General features: G+C 65.8%; 18 protein-coding genes and 1 pseudogene. 5 read left to right on the plus strand and 14 right to left on the minus strand.

Annotation, left to right across the window (positions count from 1 at the left end; genetic code table 11):
• Nucleotides 1-17: 17 nt before the first annotated feature.
• The 3 genes from APS40_RS13760 to APS40_RS13770 all read right to left on the minus strand — a co-directional run bounded on the left by APS40_RS13760 (nt 18) and on the right by APS40_RS13770 (nt 1,307).
• Nucleotides 18-302: a putative quinol monooxygenase gene (locus APS40_RS13760; RefSeq protein ID WP_055047593.1), complete on the minus strand. Its 285-nt coding sequence runs from the start codon at nt 300-302 to the stop codon at nt 18-20.
• Nucleotides 303-401: 99 nt separating this feature from the next.
• A complete protein-coding gene (locus APS40_RS13765) occupies nt 402-767 on the minus strand; it encodes a nuclear transport factor 2 family protein (RefSeq protein WP_055047594.1) in 366 nt (121 codons plus the stop codon).
• Between the two features lie 162 nt (nt 768-929).
• A complete protein-coding gene (locus tag APS40_RS13770) occupies nt 930-1,307 on the minus strand; it encodes a nuclear transport factor 2 family protein (RefSeq protein ID WP_055047595.1) in 378 nt (125 codons plus the stop codon).
• Nucleotides 1,308-1,374: 67 nt separating this feature from the next.
• Between APS40_RS13770 and APS40_RS13775 the strand changes: the two genes are divergently transcribed.
• From APS40_RS13775 to APS40_RS13785, 4 genes and pseudogenes are all read left to right on the plus strand, one after another.
• The gene (locus tag APS40_RS13775; RefSeq protein ID WP_055047596.1) at nt 1,375-1,953 is read left to right on the plus strand and encodes a TetR/AcrR family transcriptional regulator; all 579 of its coding nucleotides are present in this window, start codon (nt 1,375-1,377) and stop codon (nt 1,951-1,953) included.
• Nucleotides 1,950-2,236 (plus strand): annotated as a pseudogene (locus APS40_RS25325) (hypothetical protein); the annotation flags it as partial. The gene APS40_RS13775 and the pseudogene APS40_RS25325, both read left to right, overlap by 4 nt.
• Before the next feature lie 309 nt (nt 2,237-2,545).
• A complete protein-coding gene (locus APS40_RS13780) occupies nt 2,546-2,899 on the plus strand; it encodes a response regulator (protein ID WP_055047597.1) in 354 nt (117 codons plus the stop codon).
• Nucleotides 2,896-4,443, plus strand: coding sequence for a sensor histidine kinase (locus tag APS40_RS13785; protein ID WP_055047598.1), 1,548 nt, complete (start codon nt 2,896-2,898; stop codon nt 4,441-4,443). The genes APS40_RS13780 and APS40_RS13785 overlap by 4 nt, the downstream gene beginning before the upstream one ends.
• Nucleotides 4,444-4,458: 15 nt before the next feature.
• Here APS40_RS13785 and APS40_RS13790 read toward each other — a convergent pair whose 3' ends face one another.
• The 10 genes from APS40_RS13790 to APS40_RS13835 form a co-directional block, all read right to left on the minus strand.
• Complete coding sequence (locus APS40_RS13790; RefSeq protein ID WP_197279326.1) at nt 4,459-5,466, minus strand: Ldh family oxidoreductase; 1,008 nt, start codon at nt 5,464-5,466, stop codon at nt 4,459-4,461.
• Nucleotides 5,463-6,497 carry a trans-3-hydroxy-L-proline dehydratase gene (locus tag APS40_RS13795; protein ID WP_055047600.1) on the minus strand — a complete coding sequence of 345 codons (1,035 nt, stop codon included), beginning with the start codon at nt 6,495-6,497 and terminating at the stop codon, nt 5,463-5,465. Before APS40_RS13795 ends, APS40_RS13790 begins: the two co-directional genes overlap by 4 nt.
• A gap of 169 nt (nt 6,498-6,666) precedes the next feature.
• Nucleotides 6,667-7,770, minus strand: coding sequence for a cis-3-hydroxy-L-proline dehydratase (locus tag APS40_RS13800; RefSeq protein ID WP_055047601.1), 1,104 nt, complete (start codon nt 7,768-7,770; stop codon nt 6,667-6,669).
• A 158-nt stretch (nt 7,771-7,928) separates the two neighbouring features.
• Complete coding sequence (locus APS40_RS13805; protein ID WP_055047602.1) at nt 7,929-8,930, minus strand: 4-hydroxyproline epimerase; 1,002 nt, start codon at nt 8,928-8,930, stop codon at nt 7,929-7,931.
• A 13-nt stretch (nt 8,931-8,943) separates the two neighbouring features.
• Complete coding sequence (locus APS40_RS13810; RefSeq protein WP_055047603.1) at nt 8,944-10,194, minus strand: NAD(P)/FAD-dependent oxidoreductase; 1,251 nt, start codon at nt 10,192-10,194, stop codon at nt 8,944-8,946.
• A gap of 46 nt (nt 10,195-10,240) precedes the next feature.
• On the minus strand, nt 10,241-10,966 hold the full coding sequence (locus APS40_RS13815; RefSeq protein WP_156342936.1) for an ABC transporter ATP-binding protein: 726 nt from the start codon (nt 10,964-10,966) through the stop codon (nt 10,241-10,243).
• Nucleotides 10,950-11,729 (minus strand): ABC transporter ATP-binding protein, encoded by a 780-nt coding sequence (locus APS40_RS13820; protein WP_055047605.1) that lies wholly within the window; start codon nt 11,727-11,729, stop codon nt 10,950-10,952. The genes APS40_RS13815 and APS40_RS13820 overlap by 17 nt, the downstream gene beginning before the upstream one ends.
• Nucleotides 11,726-12,700: a branched-chain amino acid ABC transporter permease gene (locus APS40_RS13825; RefSeq protein ID WP_055047606.1), complete on the minus strand. Its 975-nt coding sequence runs from the start codon at nt 12,698-12,700 to the stop codon at nt 11,726-11,728. The genes APS40_RS13820 and APS40_RS13825 overlap by 4 nt, the downstream gene beginning before the upstream one ends.
• On the minus strand, nt 12,700-13,614 hold the full coding sequence (locus tag APS40_RS13830) for a branched-chain amino acid ABC transporter permease (protein ID WP_055047607.1): 915 nt from the start codon (nt 13,612-13,614) through the stop codon (nt 12,700-12,702). The genes APS40_RS13825 and APS40_RS13830 overlap by 1 nt, the downstream gene beginning before the upstream one ends.
• 70 nt (nt 13,615-13,684) lie before the next feature.
• Entirely contained in the window at nt 13,685-14,794 is a 1,110-nt protein-coding gene (locus tag APS40_RS13835; protein ID WP_055047608.1) for a branched-chain amino acid ABC transporter substrate-binding protein, read from the minus strand.
• 330 nt (nt 14,795-15,124) lie between these two features.
• Here APS40_RS13835 and APS40_RS13840 point away from each other — a divergent pair, with 330 nt between their 5' ends.
• Nucleotides 15,125-16,279: a mandelate racemase/muconate lactonizing enzyme family protein gene (locus tag APS40_RS13840; RefSeq protein ID WP_055047609.1), complete on the plus strand. Its 1,155-nt coding sequence runs from the start codon at nt 15,125-15,127 to the stop codon at nt 16,277-16,279.
• Between the two features lie 161 nt (nt 16,280-16,440).
• Here APS40_RS13840 and APS40_RS13845 read toward each other — a convergent pair whose 3' ends face one another.
• Nucleotides 16,441-17,706 (minus strand): enolase C-terminal domain-like protein, encoded by a 1,266-nt coding sequence (locus APS40_RS13845; RefSeq protein WP_082434400.1) that lies wholly within the window; start codon nt 17,704-17,706, stop codon nt 16,441-16,443.
• Between the last annotated feature and the right edge of the window lie 103 nt (nt 17,707-17,809).

Consider the following 17,809-nt stretch of genomic DNA (forward strand, 5'->3'; position numbering starts at 1 on the left):
TGCGCGGCGTCTCGTCCTCAGAAAGGCCTCTCGGCCTTGTCGGCGCGATAGAGGCTCACGGCGACCTCTCGAGGCTTCCCTCGCGGCCCTCCTTTCGCGATCTTGCGCCAAGCGTCCAGCGTGCTTTGGTCACGCCAGCATTCGAAGAGATTGACGCGATCCGGATCGACCGCGTCAGCGCTTATGGAAAAGTCGAGACAGCCGTCTTGCGCCCTCGCGCGTTCGACCATGCCCCGAAAGGCTTCCACGGCACCGTCCCGCTTCTCAGCGTCGGTGCGGGTGTAGCCGGCTATGATGATCATGGGTCTGCTCCTTCGGGCTGGCGCCCTATTCCGGCGGCACGCCGCCGTGCCTGGTCTGGGATAGCGACCTGCGAGGATCGCCGGTACGCGATCGGAACGTCAGCCCCCCTTCACGTACCCCAGACCCTCAACAATCTTTCCGTCTCGGACGCGCATGATGTTGACGCCTCGAACCCGGTCCGCCTCGCGATCGCTCCAGCGAAGCTGCCAGCGGATGACCCCGCGGTCGCCCATCGCGGAGATCTCCTCAGCTTTGAAGACGAGGTTGGCGGACGACGCCACCCCCCTCCAGAAAGTGAGACAAGCCTCACGCCCTTCGTAGCGCGCTCCATCCGGGCCCGGCGCCGTATTTTCGAGCACACAGTCCTCGCCGATGAGATCATCGAGGTCTCCGGGGCGATGCTTTTCAAACGCATTGTGGAAGCGTTCCACTATGTCGCGGGTCATTTTGCTGCCAATGGTCATTTTCTCACCTCGTTGGACTGTGGAGCCGCTATGGATCCCGTGCATGTGGCCGACGATGAAGCTGGTTGCGGTTGAGCAACGAAAGACAAAAGTCCTTTCGACTCTTGCTTGTCGTTTCATCCTTGCCACGGATGACGTTGGGCAACAGCCGGTGCACAACGGTCAGTCCGGCAAGGGCGCCGACTGACCGGGTATTTTGGCGTAAGCCAGGGCTTCGACGATCCGACCGTTGTGGACACGGATCAGGCTGACCCCGCGGAGCGAGCCACCTTCGCCGAAATGGAAACGCCAGCGGATGTTGGCCCGGTCGCCCATCACAAGAATGTCTTCCACCTCAAAGCGGTTAACGCGGTCGGCCGCCATCGCCTGCCAGAACGTCAGGTTCACATCGTAGCCCTCGTAGCGCGTGCCATTCGGTGCCGGCTGGATCGACTCCATGACGCAATCCGGTGCGACCAGGTCTTCGAAGGCGGCAGGATCGTGTTGCTCAAACGCCTGGTTGAACCGGCGAATGACTTCGGCTGTGTCTCTCGTTTGCATGGGACCTCATATACAGACAGGTCTGTCTGTCTTTGCAATATACAGACCTGTCTGTTATGGTCAAGCGATGAGAGAGAAGAAATCTGACCACCAGCCTGAAGCAAGTCCCGCCCGTCGTCGTTTGCTCGACACGGCGACACGGCTTTTCTACGAAGGGGGCATCCATGCTGTCGGCATTGACCGTATCATCGCGGAAGCCGGTGTGGCCAAAGCCACCTTCTACAATCACTTTCCCTCGAAGGATGACCTCGTGGTCGCCTATCTCGGAGAGATAGACCGGCTGGGCCGGGCGGCAGTGGCCGCACTTGCAAGGCAACCCCCTCGGAAAATGATCGTGGCCATCATGGGGCGCATCAGCGAGGCCGTGACCGCAGGAGGCTGGCGGGGGTGTCCGTTCCTCAACGCAGCAGCCGAATATCCCGATCCGGCCAGCCCTGTGCGGCAGGCGATCAATGCGCGCCGCATCTGGTATCATAGCAGCCTTGAGAATCTTCTCGCGGAGGACGGCGATCCCGCTCCATCCGTCACCGCTTCCCTTCTCGTCGCCGTATCGGACGGCCTGCTGGAGAGCGCCTACCTGGATGATGCCGACAGCGCCCCTGCCTTAGTCCGCGAGGCGGTGGAGAGACTGCTGGACCGCCGATGAACGCCGCTCGCCGCCCAGGCAGCACCGGTCTCCGCCAGTTCCTGGATCTCCGGCAGCAGCAAGATTGGATGGAGGGCAAGACGATCCTGTGCGACGCCGACGAGCGCTCGGAGTCCCCTGGATCTGCGTTTCAAATATCTCGCGCGGTTTGAGAAGCTGCTGCGCCGGCCGCAAGCCCAGGAAGTTTCTGGAGATTCTCGGGCGCTAGGGCCACGACTGCATCCCGATCCCCCGCGGGACCGAGCGGAACTACTGGTCGGTTTCCTGTCTGCCCTCGACTCCACGCAGTTTGCGCGGATCGGGTGCTTGGCGCTCTCCTTCGACTGATATTCGTCGAACTAGGCCAAGATCTGGCGCATCATCGCGCCCACCGGATTTACTTCTCTCAGAAGGTGGGCCTTGGAGGGCTATGGAGTAGACATAGTTCTCATCTTCACCCGCGACGGTGCGCCAACTCCCCATCGCCACAGCTTTCTGCTCCGCAACGCTTTCCCACCGATGCCCACGCCGTGCCGGTGGCGCGCCGACGCTCGTGAGCGTGGAACTAAGTTCCGGCTGCGGTGTTATTGATCAGGCGTCATTGGGGCACCTGATGGACATATTGGTCGTAGAGGACGAGCCGTTGATCCGCGTCGGCTTGGTCAGCCTGCTCGAAGACTGGGGTCACGGCGCCTATTCGGCCGGCGACGCCAGTGGTGCCATTGCCATCCTCGAGGCCAATCGATCGATCGAACTCGTCATCACCGATGTCGACATGCCCGGCTCGATGGATGGGATCGCCCTCGCAAACTATGTGGCCAGACGCTGGCCACCGGTCCGGCTGATCGTGGTGTCAGGCAAGGTGGCGCCGGCCGATTGCGACTTGCCGGAGGGGGCGCGCTTCTTTTCCAAACCCTATCACGACCAGGTCATGCACTCCGCCATCGAGGAGATGCGGGCGCGATGAGCAGCACCGCCTTGCCGCAACAAGCCACCCGGCGCCTCGGGCTCGGGCGAGCATGGGAGACGGCCGACACGATCATCGCCGGCAGCATCCTGCTCGTTTCGATCATCATCGGGGTGTTCGTGGTCCTCTGCTTTCAGGGCTACGACACCACGATCGAGGAGGCCAAGAGCAGAGCTCAGCGTGCGGCCAGCGTCGTCGCGGAGGGATCGCGATGGGTCGTAGCCTCGGCCCGGACCGCAGTCGAAGCTGCTGCCGCAGCCGCTTCGTCGGAGGGCGCGGCGCTCAGGCAATTCGGCGAGATGTCGCGCCACTTCCCGACTACCGACGTGCTCGGAATTTACGACGCGTCCGGAAGGTTGATCGCCGGGGAATCGGCACCGAACGCACCGCCGACGATCGATGATCGCGACTACTTTTCCGCGCTGGGCGCTGAGGACTGGGCCTTGGGCAGCCAGGAGGAGTTGCAGGGCCGCCCGGTCTTCGCCGTCGCCCAACGCCTGCAGCAGGGCGGAGGGTTTGCCGGCGCTGCGGTGGTCTTCGTCGATGGCAGCGTGCTCGAACGTCTGGCGGCCCCGCAGGATCTGGGCAAGGGGTCGACGATCAGCCTCGTCCGGGACGACGGTTGGGTCATCGCCAGAAACCCGCCACCGGCTCACCCCATCGACCTCAGCCGAACCGCGGCAATGACGATGCTGCACTCGGCCGATCAGGGCGCCTACCAGTCGGCTGCCTCGCCGGTCGACGGCGTGGCGCGGATCGTGGGCTTCAAGCAGGTCCCCGACCTCGGCTACATCGCCGTGGCTTCGGTGTCGCAGGAAACGGCCCTGGCACAGCTCTGGTATTCGATCTGGGTGGTCTCGCTCCTCTTGGCTCCCATCGCGCTCGCCTTGCTTGTCGGCTCATTTCTCGCGGCGAAGTCGATGCGGCGCGCCACGGCGGCGCAGCGTTCGCTCGCCAAGGCGCTCGAGCGCAACGAGGCCCTGTTCAAGGAAATTCACCACCGGGTGAAGAACAACCTGCAGTCGATCAACTCCCTGTTGCAGCTGCACCAGATCCCGCGGGAAGTGCGGGCGGAGATGAGCCAGCGGATATTTGCAATGTCCGCCGTGCACGAGCACATCTATCGCACCAGCAGCTTTGAGGACGTCCACGTTCGCGAGTATCTGCATACCCTGATCGAGAACATCCGCGCCGGCGCCGACCCGCGAGTGCAGCTCGAGACCGATCTCGACGATATCGTCGTCGACAAGGACAGCGCCGCCGCTCTCGGCCTGATACTCAATGAAGTCCTGTCGAACGCCTTCAAGCACGCCTTTGCCGGCCGCGATGACGGAAGGGTCCGCATCACGCTCAAGGCCGAGCGCGAAGGCACGGCGTCCCTGGTGGTTCGGGACAATGGTCAGGGCTATGACCCTTCAGTTCCGGCCAAGGGCATAGGGCAGCGGCTGATCGCAGGCTTTGCTGCCCAGCTGGGTGGCGAGATCGTCCACCAGCAGGACAACGGCTACGTCTTCAGGCTGAACTTTCCGGGTCGTCCGGCATAGGCGCGGGCATCTGCCTCAGCCCGCCGCCAGTGTCCTGATCTCCGCCAGCGCCGCCTCCTCGATCGGTATGCCGCCGGCAAGGCTGGCGCGCCGTGCCGCATAGCGCCGATCGCCGGGGAGGCGGGATTGGCCGGCGTCATGGATCTCGTCGATCAGCACCTCGAGCCGCTCGGCGAAGCTGTTCACCGCCCCGCGACGCGGGTCGATCAGGATATAGGTCTGGCCGCCATGCGGGGTGGCGGCGCCGGAATAGGCGCTCCAGTCGATCTCGAACGAATAGTCGCCGCCGGCCAGCGCCGCACCCATGATCTCGATCATCATGGCGATCGACGAGCCCTTGTGCCCGCCGAACGGCAGCAGCGCCCCGCCATCGAGGATGGCGGCGGGGTCGGTTGTGGGGTTGCCGTCGCGGTCGACGCCGGTGCCGTGCGGCAGCTGCCGCCCTTCGCGCCGGGCGATCTGCACATCGCCATTGGCCATGGCGCTGGACGCCTGGTCGAACACCAGCGGATCGGCGCCGTCGCGCGGCGCGGCAAAACCGAACGGGTTGGTGCCGTAGACCTTGCGCTGCCCGCCATGCGGCACGACCGAGGCCATCGAGTTGATCATCGCGAGCGCGAGAAAACCCTCGCGGGCGAACGGCTCGATATCGGGCCACACGGCGCTGAAGTGATGCGCCTTGCGGATGCTGAGGATCGCAATGCCGTTGGCGCGCGCCTTGGCCATCAGCGGTTGCCGCGCCAGTTCCAGCACCGGCAGCGAGAAGCCGTTGCGGCCATCGGCCCTCAGCATGCCGGGCGCCACGTCTTCGAGCAGCGGCTCGGCCTTGCCGTCGACCCAGCCGGTGTCGAGCGAGGCAAGATTGCCGCCGATGCGGAAGATACCGTGGCTATGCGCCCCGTCGCGCTCGGCGCCGGCCATGTTGTCGGCGAGGAGGCTGGCAACGGTCTCCGAGCAGCCATGTCTGAGGAAGATCGCCCGCAGCAGGGCTGCGAGTTCGTCATATGCGATAGTTGTGGTCACTTGCCGATCCGCGGCCAGGTGTCTGAGAGTCGATAGCCGCCCGGCCAGGGGTCGGCTGGGTCGAGCATTTCGGTGCGGGTGCCGGTGATCCAGGCACGTCCGGAGATCGAGGGAATGATCGCCGGACGGCCGCCCAGCGTGGTATCGGCCTCGATCCGCCCGAGGAACTCCGAGCCGATGATCGAACGGGCAAGGTAGCGGTCGCCGACCTGCATCTCGCCCTTGGCGCGCAGCACCGCCATGCGGGCCGAGGCGCCGGTACCGGTGGGCGAGCGGTCGATCTTGCCCGGCTGGATGGCGACCGCATTGGCGGCCGTCAGCAGGCCGTCGCGGCGTTCAAGCGGCGCGGCGATCTGGCAGAACGAGAAATGCGTCCAGTCGGCATTGGTCGGATGGGTGAAGCCGAGCTGCTCGTTGGCGGCGCGGGTAATGCGGATGCCGATCTCGGCGAGTTCGCGGGCCTCATCCGGGGCGATGCTGAACCCAAGTGCTTGGGCATCGACGATGACGAAGCTGTCGCCGCCATAGGCGGTGTCGACGGTCAGCGTGCCGACGCCTTCGACCTCGAGTTTCGCCCCCAGCTTGTCGGCAAAGCTCGGCACGTTCGTCACGGTGATCCGCTCGGCTTTGCCGTTCCGGCACTCGGCCAGCACCTCGACGATACCGCCCGGCGCTTCCAGCACCAGCCGGGTCTCCGGCTCGCTCATGGGGATGATCCCGGTGTCGAGCAACACGGTCGAAACGCAGATCGAGTTGGAACCCGACATCGGCGGCGTGTCCTCCGGCTCCATGATGATGAACCCCATCTGCGCGCGTGGGTCCTTGGGAGGCACCAGCAGGTTGACGTGCCGGAACACCCCGCCGCGCGGCTCGTTCAGCACCAGGTTGCGCAGGGTCTGGTCGCGCGCGATGAAACGCGACTGCTCCCAGAGCGTGTCGCCCGGCGGCGGCGCGACGCCGCCGACGATCACGTCTCCGACTTCGCCCTCGGCATGGCAGCCGACGATTTCAACGGCGCGGGAAGTTCTCACTCAATCACCTGATTTGGCAGTCGTCTCCCTCCCCCTTGCGGGGAGGGATCAAGGGTGGGGGGCGACAGGGGCTGGGAGCGTGCGGCTCCCCCCACCCCAGCTCCGCCAGGTCGCTTCGCTCTCGGCTGCGCTACCCTCCCCGCAAGGGGGAGGGAGATCCGACTGACAGTCAACGGATCACCTGCACGGTCTGTCCCAGCACATCCCATCTGGGCTCGATCCCGAGCCCCGGCGCGTCGCTTGCCGTCAGGAACCCGTTCTCGCGTTTCGGCGCGCCCTCGGCGATCGACACCGTGACGTAGGAGTTGAAGTCGGTGGCGGTGAAGCAGAACTTCTGCGGCGTCGAGCGGGCGAGATGCGCGATGGTGGCGGTGACGATGTCGCCGCCCCAGGTGTCCTCGATGGTCATCGGGATGCCCGAGGCGACGCAGAGGTCGCGCATCTGCCGCGCCTTGGTGAGCCCGCCGACCTTGCTGATCTTCAGATTGATCACGTCGAACGCATCTTCGGAAAGGCCTTTGACCAGGTCGCCGACGGTGCCGATATTCTCGTCGAGGACGAAGGGCAGGCTGGTGCGGCGGCGGATCGAGACGCTCTCCTCGTAGCTTATGCAGGGCTGCTCGATATAGACATCGAGATCGGCCACCGCGTTCACCACGCGCGCCGCATCGGCCATGGTCCAGCCGGTATTGGCGTCGGCAACGAGGATGTCGGTCTCGGCGAGGATGGCGCGACAGGCCCGGATGCGCCGGATGTCGTCATTGGGGTCGCCCCCGACCTTGAGCTGGAACTTGGTGTAGCCCTCGGCGCGATAGCCGGCGATCTTCTGGGCCATCACCGCAGAGTCTTCCTGGCTGATCGCCCGGTAGAGCGCGATTTTTTCCTGCTCGGCGCCACCCAGCAGCTTGTAGACCGGCAGGCCCGCGAGCTTGCCCAGAATGTCCCAGCAGGCGATGTCGATCGGCGCCTTCACATAGGGATGGCCGCGCAGCACCGCGTCCATGTGGTGGTTGAGCGGCCAGAGGTCCGTCGGATCATGCCCGATCAGCTTGGGCCCGATCTCGGCGATGCCGGCGCGCACGCCCTTGGCGTAGGAGGGCAGGTAGGCCGAGCCGAGCGGGCAGCACTCGGCATAGCCGGTAATGCCCGCATCGGTCTCGACCGCCACTACGGTCGAGTCGAACACTTCCATGAAGTTGCCGCCGCTCCAGTTGTAGCGGCCTTCGCGCAGCGGCAGATCGACCTGGTAGACCTTGATGGCAGTGATTTTCATTCAGAAGGCCCCCCTCACCCGGATTGCTGCGCAATCCGACCTCTCCCCCCAAGGGAGAGATGTTGCTGTGGCGCGATCATGCCCGCGCACCACCTCTCCCTTGGGGGAGAGGTCGGCGCGTAGCGCCGGGTGAGGGGGCCTTTTGTCAGGTCCATCGCTCACACCAGCGAGAAGCCGTGGGCGAAGGGGTCGCGGTCGTCGATATAGATGGTGTTGAGCCCGGTCTGGCGGGCCCAACCGGCGATCGAGGGGACGATCCCGTCATAATTGCCGACCTTCACCGCGCGCTCGACCCGGCCATTGAACACCGAGCCGATGATCGATTCGTGGTTGAACGCATCGCCGACTTTCAGCTTGCCGCGGCCATACCACTGCGCCATGCGCGCCGAGGTGCCGGTGCCGCAGGGCGAGCGGTCGATCGCCTTGTCGCCGTAGAACACGGCGTTGCGGGCGGTGTTGGCGGCATTGGTCGGCTTGCCGGTCCACAGGATGTGGGTGCAGCCGCGGATCTTGTCGTTCTCCGGGTGGACGAACTCGTAGCGTTCGTTCATCGCGGTTCGCAGCGCCGGGCTCCAGCGCAAGAGGTCACCGACCGAGACGTCGGCGATGTCGGAGAAATTCTCCTGGGCGTCGACTATGCAGTAGAAATTGCCGCCATAGGCCACATCGACCTTGAGCTTGCCGAGCCCCGGCGCCTCGATCTCGAGGTCGGTCGAGTGGAGGAAGCTCGGCACGTTGGTGAGCCGCACCTTGTCCACATACTCGCCGTCCATGGTGTACTCGGCCACCACCTTGCCGGCGGGGACATCGAGGTTCACCACGCCGGGCGTCTTCGGCGTCATCAGCCCGTTCTCGATCGCCATGGTCACCGTGCCGATGGTGCCGTGCCCGCACATGTAGAGGCAGCCCGAGGTCTCGATGAACAGGATCGCGATATCGCAATCCTCGCGCGTCGGCGGATAGAGGATCGAGCCCGACATCACGTCGTGGCCGCGCGGCTCGAACATCAGGCCCTTGCGTATCCAGTCGTGGTGCTCGAGGAAGTCGGCGCGCCGCTGCATCATGGAATTACCCTTGAGCAGCGGGCCGCCGCCGGCGACCAGGCGGACCGGGTTGCCGCAGGTGTGGCCGTCGATGCAGGTGAAGATATGCCGGGACATGGAAAGGCTCGTTCTAGAAGCGTTGCGGAGAAAAAGGCGTGAGGTCGAGAGAGGGCATCGTGCCGGTGACGAGTTCCGTCACCAGCCTGCCGGTGGCGGCCGATTGCGTCAGCCCCAGGTGGCCGTGCCCGAAGGCATAGACGATGTGGCGCGAGCGGCGCGAGTAGCCGATGGCGGGCAGGCTGTCGGGCAGTGAGGGGCGGAAGCCCATCCACTGCTTGCCGCCTGAGGTGACGAGGCCGGGCATGAACATCGCCGCCTTGGTCAGCATGGCGTCGGCCCGCTTGAAGTTGGGCGGCAGCGCCAGTCCGCCCAGTTCGACCGCGCCGCCGACGCGGATACCGCTTTCGAGCGGCGTGACGACGAAGCCATGACCGCCGAACACCAGCTGGCGCTTGAGATCGAAACTGTAGCCGCTGAGCGTGGTGTTGTAGCCGCGCTCGGTTTCGAGCGGAATGGCGTCGCCGAGCGGCGCGGTCAGCCGCTTCGACCAGGCCCCGCCGGCCACCACCACCTGCTTCGCCCGCAGCGAGCTGCCGTCACCGAACCTGAGAGTAACGCCGGCCTCGTCCGGTTGCAGCGCGCTCACTTCCGCCTGCCGAAAGCCGGCGCCCCGCGCCATCGCCGCCTTGGCCACGGCGACCGCGTAGTCGTAGGGGTCGCTGACCGTCTGCCATTTCGGGATGAAGGTGGCGCAGGTGATGCGTGGCGACAGGCCTGGCTGCAGCTCGCTGAGTTCGGCCCCCCGCACATGACGGAATTCGATGCCCTCGGCGGCTTTCGCCGCATCGTCCCGGGCGGTTCTGCGCAGCTCGTCTTCGCTCTCGTAGAGCTCGAGCACGCCGTCGCGGCGGATCATGCGCTCGAGGCCGGCGCTGGCGATCAGCGCGTCGGCCTCGGTCCGCGCGAGGCGCATCATGGCGCTCTGCGCCCTGAGGCTTGCCGCCACCCGATCGGGCCAGCCGGCGCGCCAGAAGCGCAGCAGCCAGGGGGTGATCTGCGGCAGGTATTCCGGCCGGATGGTCAGCGGGCCGAGCGGATCGCTCAGCCAGCGCGGCAGTTTGCCGAGGACGCCGGAGGTGGCCATCGGGATCACGTCGGAGAAGGCGAAGGCCCCGGCATTGCCGCGGCTGGTCTCCTCGGCAATGCCCTTGCGATCGATCAGCAGGGCGGTGCGCCCCCCCTCCTGCAGCTTGAAGGCGGTGGAAACACCGATGATGCCGGCGCCGATAATGGCGACGTCGATGCGGGTTGGTTCGGTCAAGTCAGGTGGCCTTCGAGCTTACTGTGGAGTCGCTTGGGAGTTTCATTCAGTTGCCGAGATAGGCCTGAACGATCGAGGGATCGGCGCTCAGTTTCGCGGCCTCACCCTCGAGCCGAATGACGCCGCTTTCGAGGACATAGCCGTAATGGGCCAGTCGCAGCGCCAACCGGGCGTTCTGCTCGACGAGGAGGATGGTGGTGCCGGCCTGGTTGAGCCGCTTGACGATCCGCATCGTCTCCAGCACCAGCTTGGGCGCGAGGCCCATCGAGGGTTCGTCGAGCAACAGGATCCTGGGGCCATGCATCAGAGCCCGGCCGATGGCCAGCATCTGCTGCTCGCCGCCCGACAGCAGCGAACCGTCGGCATTGGCGCGTGTCTTGAGGATCGGGAACTGCGCGAACACCTCGTCGAGCCGCTGCCGGCGCAGCGCTGCATCCTGCACCGTGAAGGCGCCCAGTTCGAGGTTCTCGCGCACGCTCAGTCCGCGCAGCACATGGCGACCCTCGGGCACGTGCACCACCCCGGCCCGCGCGATCCGATGCGCCGCCATCGCGGTGATGTCCTCGCCCTCGAACAGCACCCGGCCGGCCTTGGCGCGAACCAGGCCCGAGATGGTCTTCAGCGTCGTGGTCTTGCCGGCGCCATTGGCGCCCAGGAGGGTCACGATCTGCCCACGCTTCACTTCGAGGTCGATGCCCTTGACCGCATCGATCTTGCCATAGGCGCTCGCTATACCCTCGAGCCGGAGGATCACATCAGAGGTCAAGCGCATCCTCCTCGACCCCGAGATAGGCCTCGATCACTTTCGGGTTCGACTGGATCTCCTTTGGCGTTCCCTCGGCAATCATCACGCCGTGGTCGAGCACGCTGATCCGCTCCGACAGGCGCATCACCAGCCCGGTATCGTGTTCGATCAGCAGGATGCAGATATTGCGCTCGTTGCGAATGCGGCGGATCAGCTCGATCAGCTCTTCCTTTTCGCCGGAAGTGAGGCCGGCGGCGGGTTCGTCGAGCAGCAGCAGCCGCGGCCTGGTAGCGAGGGCCCGTGCGATCTCGACGCGGCGCTGCCAGCCATAGGGCAGGGTGGTCGCCTCCCGCTCCCAGCCTTCGGTGAGGCCGACAAAGCTGAGGCAATCCTCGGCGATTTCGCGGATCTGCGCCTCCTCACGGCGTTGCGACGGCAGCCGCAGGACGGCATCGATCACCCCGGCGCGGGTCCGGCTATGCTGGCCCGACATGACGTTCTCGAGCACCGTCATCTCCCGGAACAGCCGCACGTTCTGGAACGTCCGGGCAATGCCGAGTCCCGTCACCTGGTGCGGCTTCAGTCTCAGCGTCTCGGTGCCGTCGAGGCGGATCGAGCCCTGCTGCGGCTTGTAGAAGCCGGTGATGCAGTTGAACAGCGACGTCTTCCCCGCCCCGTTCGGCCCGATCAGGCTGACGATGCGCCCGGCCGGAACAGTGAAGTCGACGGCGTCGAGCACTTTCGATCCGGCAAAGCTCAGGCTGACGCCTTTGAGTTTGAGCAGGCTCATTTCTGCTTGCTCCGCACCGGCCAGATGCCGCTCGGCCTGAACAGCATGATGAGCAGCAGCCCCACCGCGAAGATGAGCAGGCGCATATCGCCCGCATCGCGCAGCAGCTCGGGCGCGAGGATGACGATAAAAGCGCCGAGGATGACGCCGGGAATCTTGCCCATGCCGCCCAGGATCACCGCCATCAGGATCAGCACCGATTGCCGGAACGAGAAGCTCTCGGGCGAGATCGCCCCGAGATTGGCGGCAAAGAAGGCGCCGCCGATCGAGCCGTAGATGGCGCCGACGACATAGGCCGCGAGCTTCACCTTCACCCGGTCGATCCCCATGGCCTCGGCGGCATCTTCATCGTGCCGCACATAGCGCCAAGCCCGGCCCAGCCGCGAGTTGGCGAGCCGCGCCGAGGCAAGGACGCCGAGGATCGCGAGGACGCAGAACACGTAGTAAAAGTCGAGCGGCGTGCGGATATGCCAGCCGAACACCCACGGCGAGTCGATGCCGATCAGTCCGCTGGCGCCGCCGGTTTCGCGCAGGTTCCGTGCGGTGATGCGAACAATTTCGCCGAATCCCAGGGTGACGATCGCCAGGTAATCCGACCTGAGCCGCAGGGTGGGCGCGCCGATAATGATCCCGGCGACCATGGCGATAAGGATCGCCAGCGGCAGCGCCAGCCAGAAGTTGAGCCCGAAATGCAGTGTCGTGATGCCCACCGTGTAGGCGCCGACAGCGAAGAACGCGGCAAAGCCGAGGTCGAGCAGGCCGGCATAGCCGACCACGATGTTGAGCCCCAGCGCCAGGAGCACATAGAGCAGCGCGTTGGTGAGGATGACCGTGCCATAGGTGCCGAACAGGAACGGCGCCACCACCATGGCGACGAGGATCACCCCGATCGCCGTCGCCCGCTTGGCCGGCGTATCGAGGATGGCGGAGAGCCCGCCCCAGGCGCTGGGTCGTTCGGGGAGCCCCGCCATCACATGCGCTCCTGTTCAGGCTTGCCGAGCAGGCCCGTGGGCTTGAACACCAGGACGAGGATCAGCACGGAGAACGAGAACACGTCCTTCCACTCGCTGCCCACGCCCGGCAGTTGCGTGCCGAAACTCTCGAGCAGCCCCAGGATCAGCCCGCCCAGCATGGCGCCGGGGATCGAGCCGATGCCGCCGATCACCGCGGCGGTGAACGCCTTGAGGCCGATCAGAAAGCCCATGAAGTACCAGAGCGAGCCGTAATAGGCCCCGGCCATGGTGCCCGCCGCTGCCGCCAGGGCCGAGCCGAGAAAGAAGGTAATGGCGATCACCGCATTGACGTTGATGCCCATCAGCCGCGCCATGTCTTTGTCGACCGCCACGGCGCGCATCGCCCGCCCATACTGGGTTCGCGACACGAACAGTTCGAGCCCGAGCATCAGCACCGCCGCGACGCCGACCAGGATCATCTGGTTGTAGCTGATGAACAGGTTGCCGAGCCGGACGCCGCCGAAGCCGAGCGCCGCGCCGAACGGCACATACTGGCCCTTGGTCAGGGTCAGCATGCCGTTCTGCAGCACCAGCGATACCGCCAGCGCGGTGATGAGGATCGAGAGCCGCGGCGCCGACAGCATCGGTGCATAGGCGACCCGTTCGATGACGACGCCGAGAAAGCCGATGGCAATCATCGCCAGCAGCATGGACACCGCCACGCCGAGCCAGCCCGGGCCGACATAGGGCGCGAGGAACGACAGCACCAGGAAGCCGGCAAAACCGCCCACCATGTAGAGCTCGCCATGGGCGAAGTTCAGGAGCTTCACCACCCCGAACACCATGGTGTAGCCGAGCGCCACCAGGGCATAGAACGAGCCGAGCACGATGCCGTTCAGCAACTGGTTCGTGAAGATGTCGAAAATGCTCACCGGCCGCCTCGCCCCTCAGCCCATCCTCAGTGGGTCGGCGCGCCCGCCGACCCACATGGTTGCCAGCTCGTTACTGTGCCAGGGTCCAGGCGCCGCCCTTGCCCTCGAGCACCACGAAGTTCGAGCGCGCCAGGGTCTTTTCCGGTGTGAACGAGATCGGGCCCGAAATGGTGTCGGTGAAGTCGGCACCCTGCAGCGTCTCGATCACCTTGGCGGAGTCGGTGGTGCCGGCCGTATTGAGCGCCCATGCGAGCAGCTTCATTGCGTCATAGCTGAGCGTCGAGTACGGCCCCGGCGCGGCATTGTACTTGGCCTGGTAGGCATCGGCGAAGGCTTTGGCCTGAGGCAGGAATTCGGCGGTGGGGTTGGAGAAGGCGATCACCCCCTCGGCGGCAGGTCCGGCGATCTTGAACAGCTCCGGCGAGTTCGAGCCGTCGCCGACGGCGATCAGCCCCTGGTAGCCGCGCTCGCGCAGCTGCCGGATCAACAGCCCGCCATCGGCATAATAGGCGGTCCAGAACACCGCGTCCGGGTTGGCCGAGGTGATGGCCGTCACCACCGCCGAATAGTCCTGCTCGCCCTTGTTGGTGACTTCGAAATTGGTGACCTTGTTGCCGGCCGCTTCCCAGTTCTTCTTGGTGAGGTCGGCCAGGTCCTGCGAGTAGGCATCGCCCTGGTTGATGATGGCGATCGACTTGACGCCCTTGCCGTTGAAGTACTCGATCGCCTTGGCCACCTGGTCATTGCCGGTGGAGTTGATCATGAAGGCGTTGCCCGGGTTTTCCGGGATCAGCTTGGTCGAGTTCGCCGCCGGGATGATCAGCGGGATCTTGGCATCGCCGTAGATCTTCAGCGTCGGGATCGTCGCTCCCGAGCAGTAGCCGCCGACCACGCCGACCACACCCGAGGCCGCCAGCTTGCTGGCCGCGTTGACGGCCAGCTGCGCGTCGCAGCCGTCGTCGCCGATGGTCGAGGTCAGCTGCTTGCCCAGCACGCCGCCGGCCTTGTTGATCTCATCGATGGCGAGGTTCACCGCGTTGGCCATGTCCTGGCCATAGGTGGCTTCCGAGCCGGTGGTGGGGACCATGATGCCGATGGTCAAGGCGTCCTGCGCCAGGGCAGGCATGCCGAGCGCGACGGCGAGTACCAGGCCCGCTGCAGTCTTGATGACGTTTCGCATGTTGTTCCGTCTCCCTTCTCCTCAGACGCATCTTTGCATGCATCTTGTCGGCAGAATGCCGCCGCGTTAACATTTCGTCAATCGGGAGCCGACAGCAGCGCAAGGATGCCTGGATTGCTCAGCGGGCGCACCGCGGCTCAGGCCAGCCGTCGAGGGTCGGGCGTCGAGCCGCCTACCCCAGCCGTAGCCAGCCTCGGAACGCCTGCGGCCGTGTGCGACTTTCGGCGTAGCCTCTTCTGCCCGATCGACGGTTGCCAACACAGTCTCGGGCTGTAACCTGATGTACGTCCCTCGAAGAGGATCGGGGGACGACAGTGAGGGAGAGGCGACGTGAAGATCACTTCGGTGAAGACGGCGGCGACGAGCGGCCATTGCATGCATCTGTGGGTGAGGATCGAGACCGACGCCGGCATCACCGGGCTCGGCGAATGCGTGCACGGTGGCTACCAGGCCATCGCCATCATCAAGGAGCTGGAAGAGCGGCTGATCGGCCGCGACCCCTTCGCCATCGATGCGATCTTCGAGGAGACCCGGCGCAGCCTGGTGTTCGAGGGCGGCTTCGCCGGCGCGCTGATCACCGCCCTCACCGGTATCGAGATCGCGCTGTGGGACCTGAAGGGCAAGGCGCTGAAAGTGCCGATCTACGAGCTGATGGGCGGCAAGTTCCGCGACGACATCCGCGTCTATTGCGACTGCGAAGTGTCGCCCGGCATGAACATGGACGAAGTGCAGGCCGAGGTCGACAAGGTGCTGGAAGCCGGCTTCTCGGCGCTCAAGGTCGATCTCGACATCCGGGCCTACGGCCATACCGGCTCGGAGACCGGCTGGTACGAGAAGGACAGGTTCAACATGACTCCCAACAAGTGGGAGCATGACCGCATGGTGCAGCTGGCAGAGATGGTGGTGAAAGCGGCCGGTAAGGAGGTCGAGGTCGCGTGCGACCTGCACACCCGGCTCGACAAGCACTCCGCCATCCGCCTCGCGAGGGATCTCGAGCACCTGCAGCTGATGTGGCTGGAAGAGCCGATCCCGCCCGAGAATATCGACGCCATGGCCGAGATCACCCGCTCGACCAGCGTGCCGATCTGCGGCGGCGAGAACCTCTACCTGCGCCACGGCTTCAGAAAGGTGTTCGAGCAGCAGGCGCTCGATATCATCATGCCGGATATCCCGAAATGCGGCGGGCTCAGCGAGTGCCGCAAGATCGCCGAGATGGCCGACCTCTATTCGATCCCGTTCGCGCCGCACAACGTGTCGTCGCCGATCGGCACCATGGCCTCGGCCCAGGTCTGCGCCACGGTGCCGAACTTCCTCGTGCTGGAATTCCACTGGTTCCACCGCGACTACTGGAAAACCATCACCGACGGCGGCGAGATCATCGAGAACGGCCGGATCAAGCTGACCGACCGCCCCGGCATCGGGCTCGAACTGAACGAGGACGTGGCGCGGCAGCACCGGTATCCGGGGACGACCTGGTTCGAGTGAGGGGTGCTGACTGCTGGCAGACAGCTCCCTCCCATCCTCCCCCATAAAGGGGGAGGTGCTCCGCTGGTGCGTTTGGCACGATTGAAGCTCAAGCCTCGACTCTTCACCTCCCCCTTTATGGGGGAGGCCGGGAGGGGGCCGTCTCTGTCAATCAGGCACGCCTAGCGCACCAAAGCCGGCCGCTTCGGATCGAACGTCCAGCCGCTGATCAGGTACTGCATCGCTGCCGCATCGTTGCGGCTGCCCGCCGGCAGTGCGCGATAGCGCTGGTGCGCCGCCTCGAGCTGCGCTTCGTCGAGCTCCACGCCGAGTCCCGGCCGCTCCGGCACCGCCACGTGCCCATCGCGGATCAGCGGCGGCTCCGCTGTCAGCCGCTGCCCGTCCTGCCAGATCCAGTGCGTGTCGAGCGCCGTGATCGTCCCCGGCGCCGCGGCGCCGACCTGGGTGAACATCGCCAGCGAGATGTCGAAATGGTTGTTGGAGTGGCTGCCCCAGGTCAGCCCCCAGCGCTGGCAGAGTTTCGCCACGTCGATCGAGCCGCGCGGCGTCCAGAAATGCGGGTCGGCCAGCGGGATGTCGACGCTGCCGAGCGTGATGGCGTGCCCCAGCTGCCGCCAGTCGGTTGCGATCATGTTGGTTGCGACCTTCATTTCGGTCCTCAGCCGGAACTCGGCCAGCACTTCGCGACCGGAGAAGCCTGCCTCGGCGCCGCACGGGTCCTCGGCATAGGCGAGGATCGGCTTCAGCCGGTTGGCGATCCGAACGGCCTCGTCGAGCGACCAAGCCCCGTTCGGGTCGACCGTCAGTCGCGCCGCGGGGAAGCGCTCGGCCAGCGCCTCGATCGCCTCCGCTTCCACGTCGCCCGCCAGCACCCCGCCCTTCAGCTTGAAGTCGCGAAAGCCGTAGCGGGCCTCCGCCGCTTCGGCCAACCGGACGATGGCCGCGGGCGTCAGCGCCGCCTCGTCGCGCAACCGCTCCCAGTCGTCGCCGCGGCCCGACGCGCGATAGTCGAGCGGCGTCCGTCGGCGATCGCCGACATAGAACAGGTAGCCCAGCATCTCGACCCGGTTCCGCACCTGCCCGTCGCCCAGGAGCTCCGCCATCGGCACGCCGAGGAACTGCCCCATCAGGTCGAGCAGCGCGCATTCGAGCGCCGCCACCGCATGGATGGTGACACGCAGGTCGAAGGTCTGCGCCCCGCGCCCACCGGCATCGCGGCTGGCGAAGGCTTCGCCCACCTGCCGGAGCACCGAGCGATAGGCGCCGACCTCGCGCCCCACCACCAGCTCGCGACTATCCTCGAGCGTCCGCGCGATCGCCTCGCCGCCCGGCACTTCGCCGAGCCCGGTGCGGCCGGCGCTGTCGCTGAGAATCACGATGTTGCGGGTGAACAGCGGCCCATGCGCGCCGCTGAGGTTCAGCAACATGCTGTCCTCCCCGGCCACGGGCACGACGCGGAGGGCGGTGATGGTGGGGGTGGCGGTCACGGATGAGCTCGATGGAACAGTTGACGGCGACGACGGGCGGGGC

Origin of the sequence: Devosia sp. A16 (assembly GCF_001402915.1) — a bacterium.
In the GTDB taxonomy this organism is placed as follows: domain Bacteria; phylum Pseudomonadota; class Alphaproteobacteria; order Rhizobiales; family Devosiaceae; genus Devosia_A.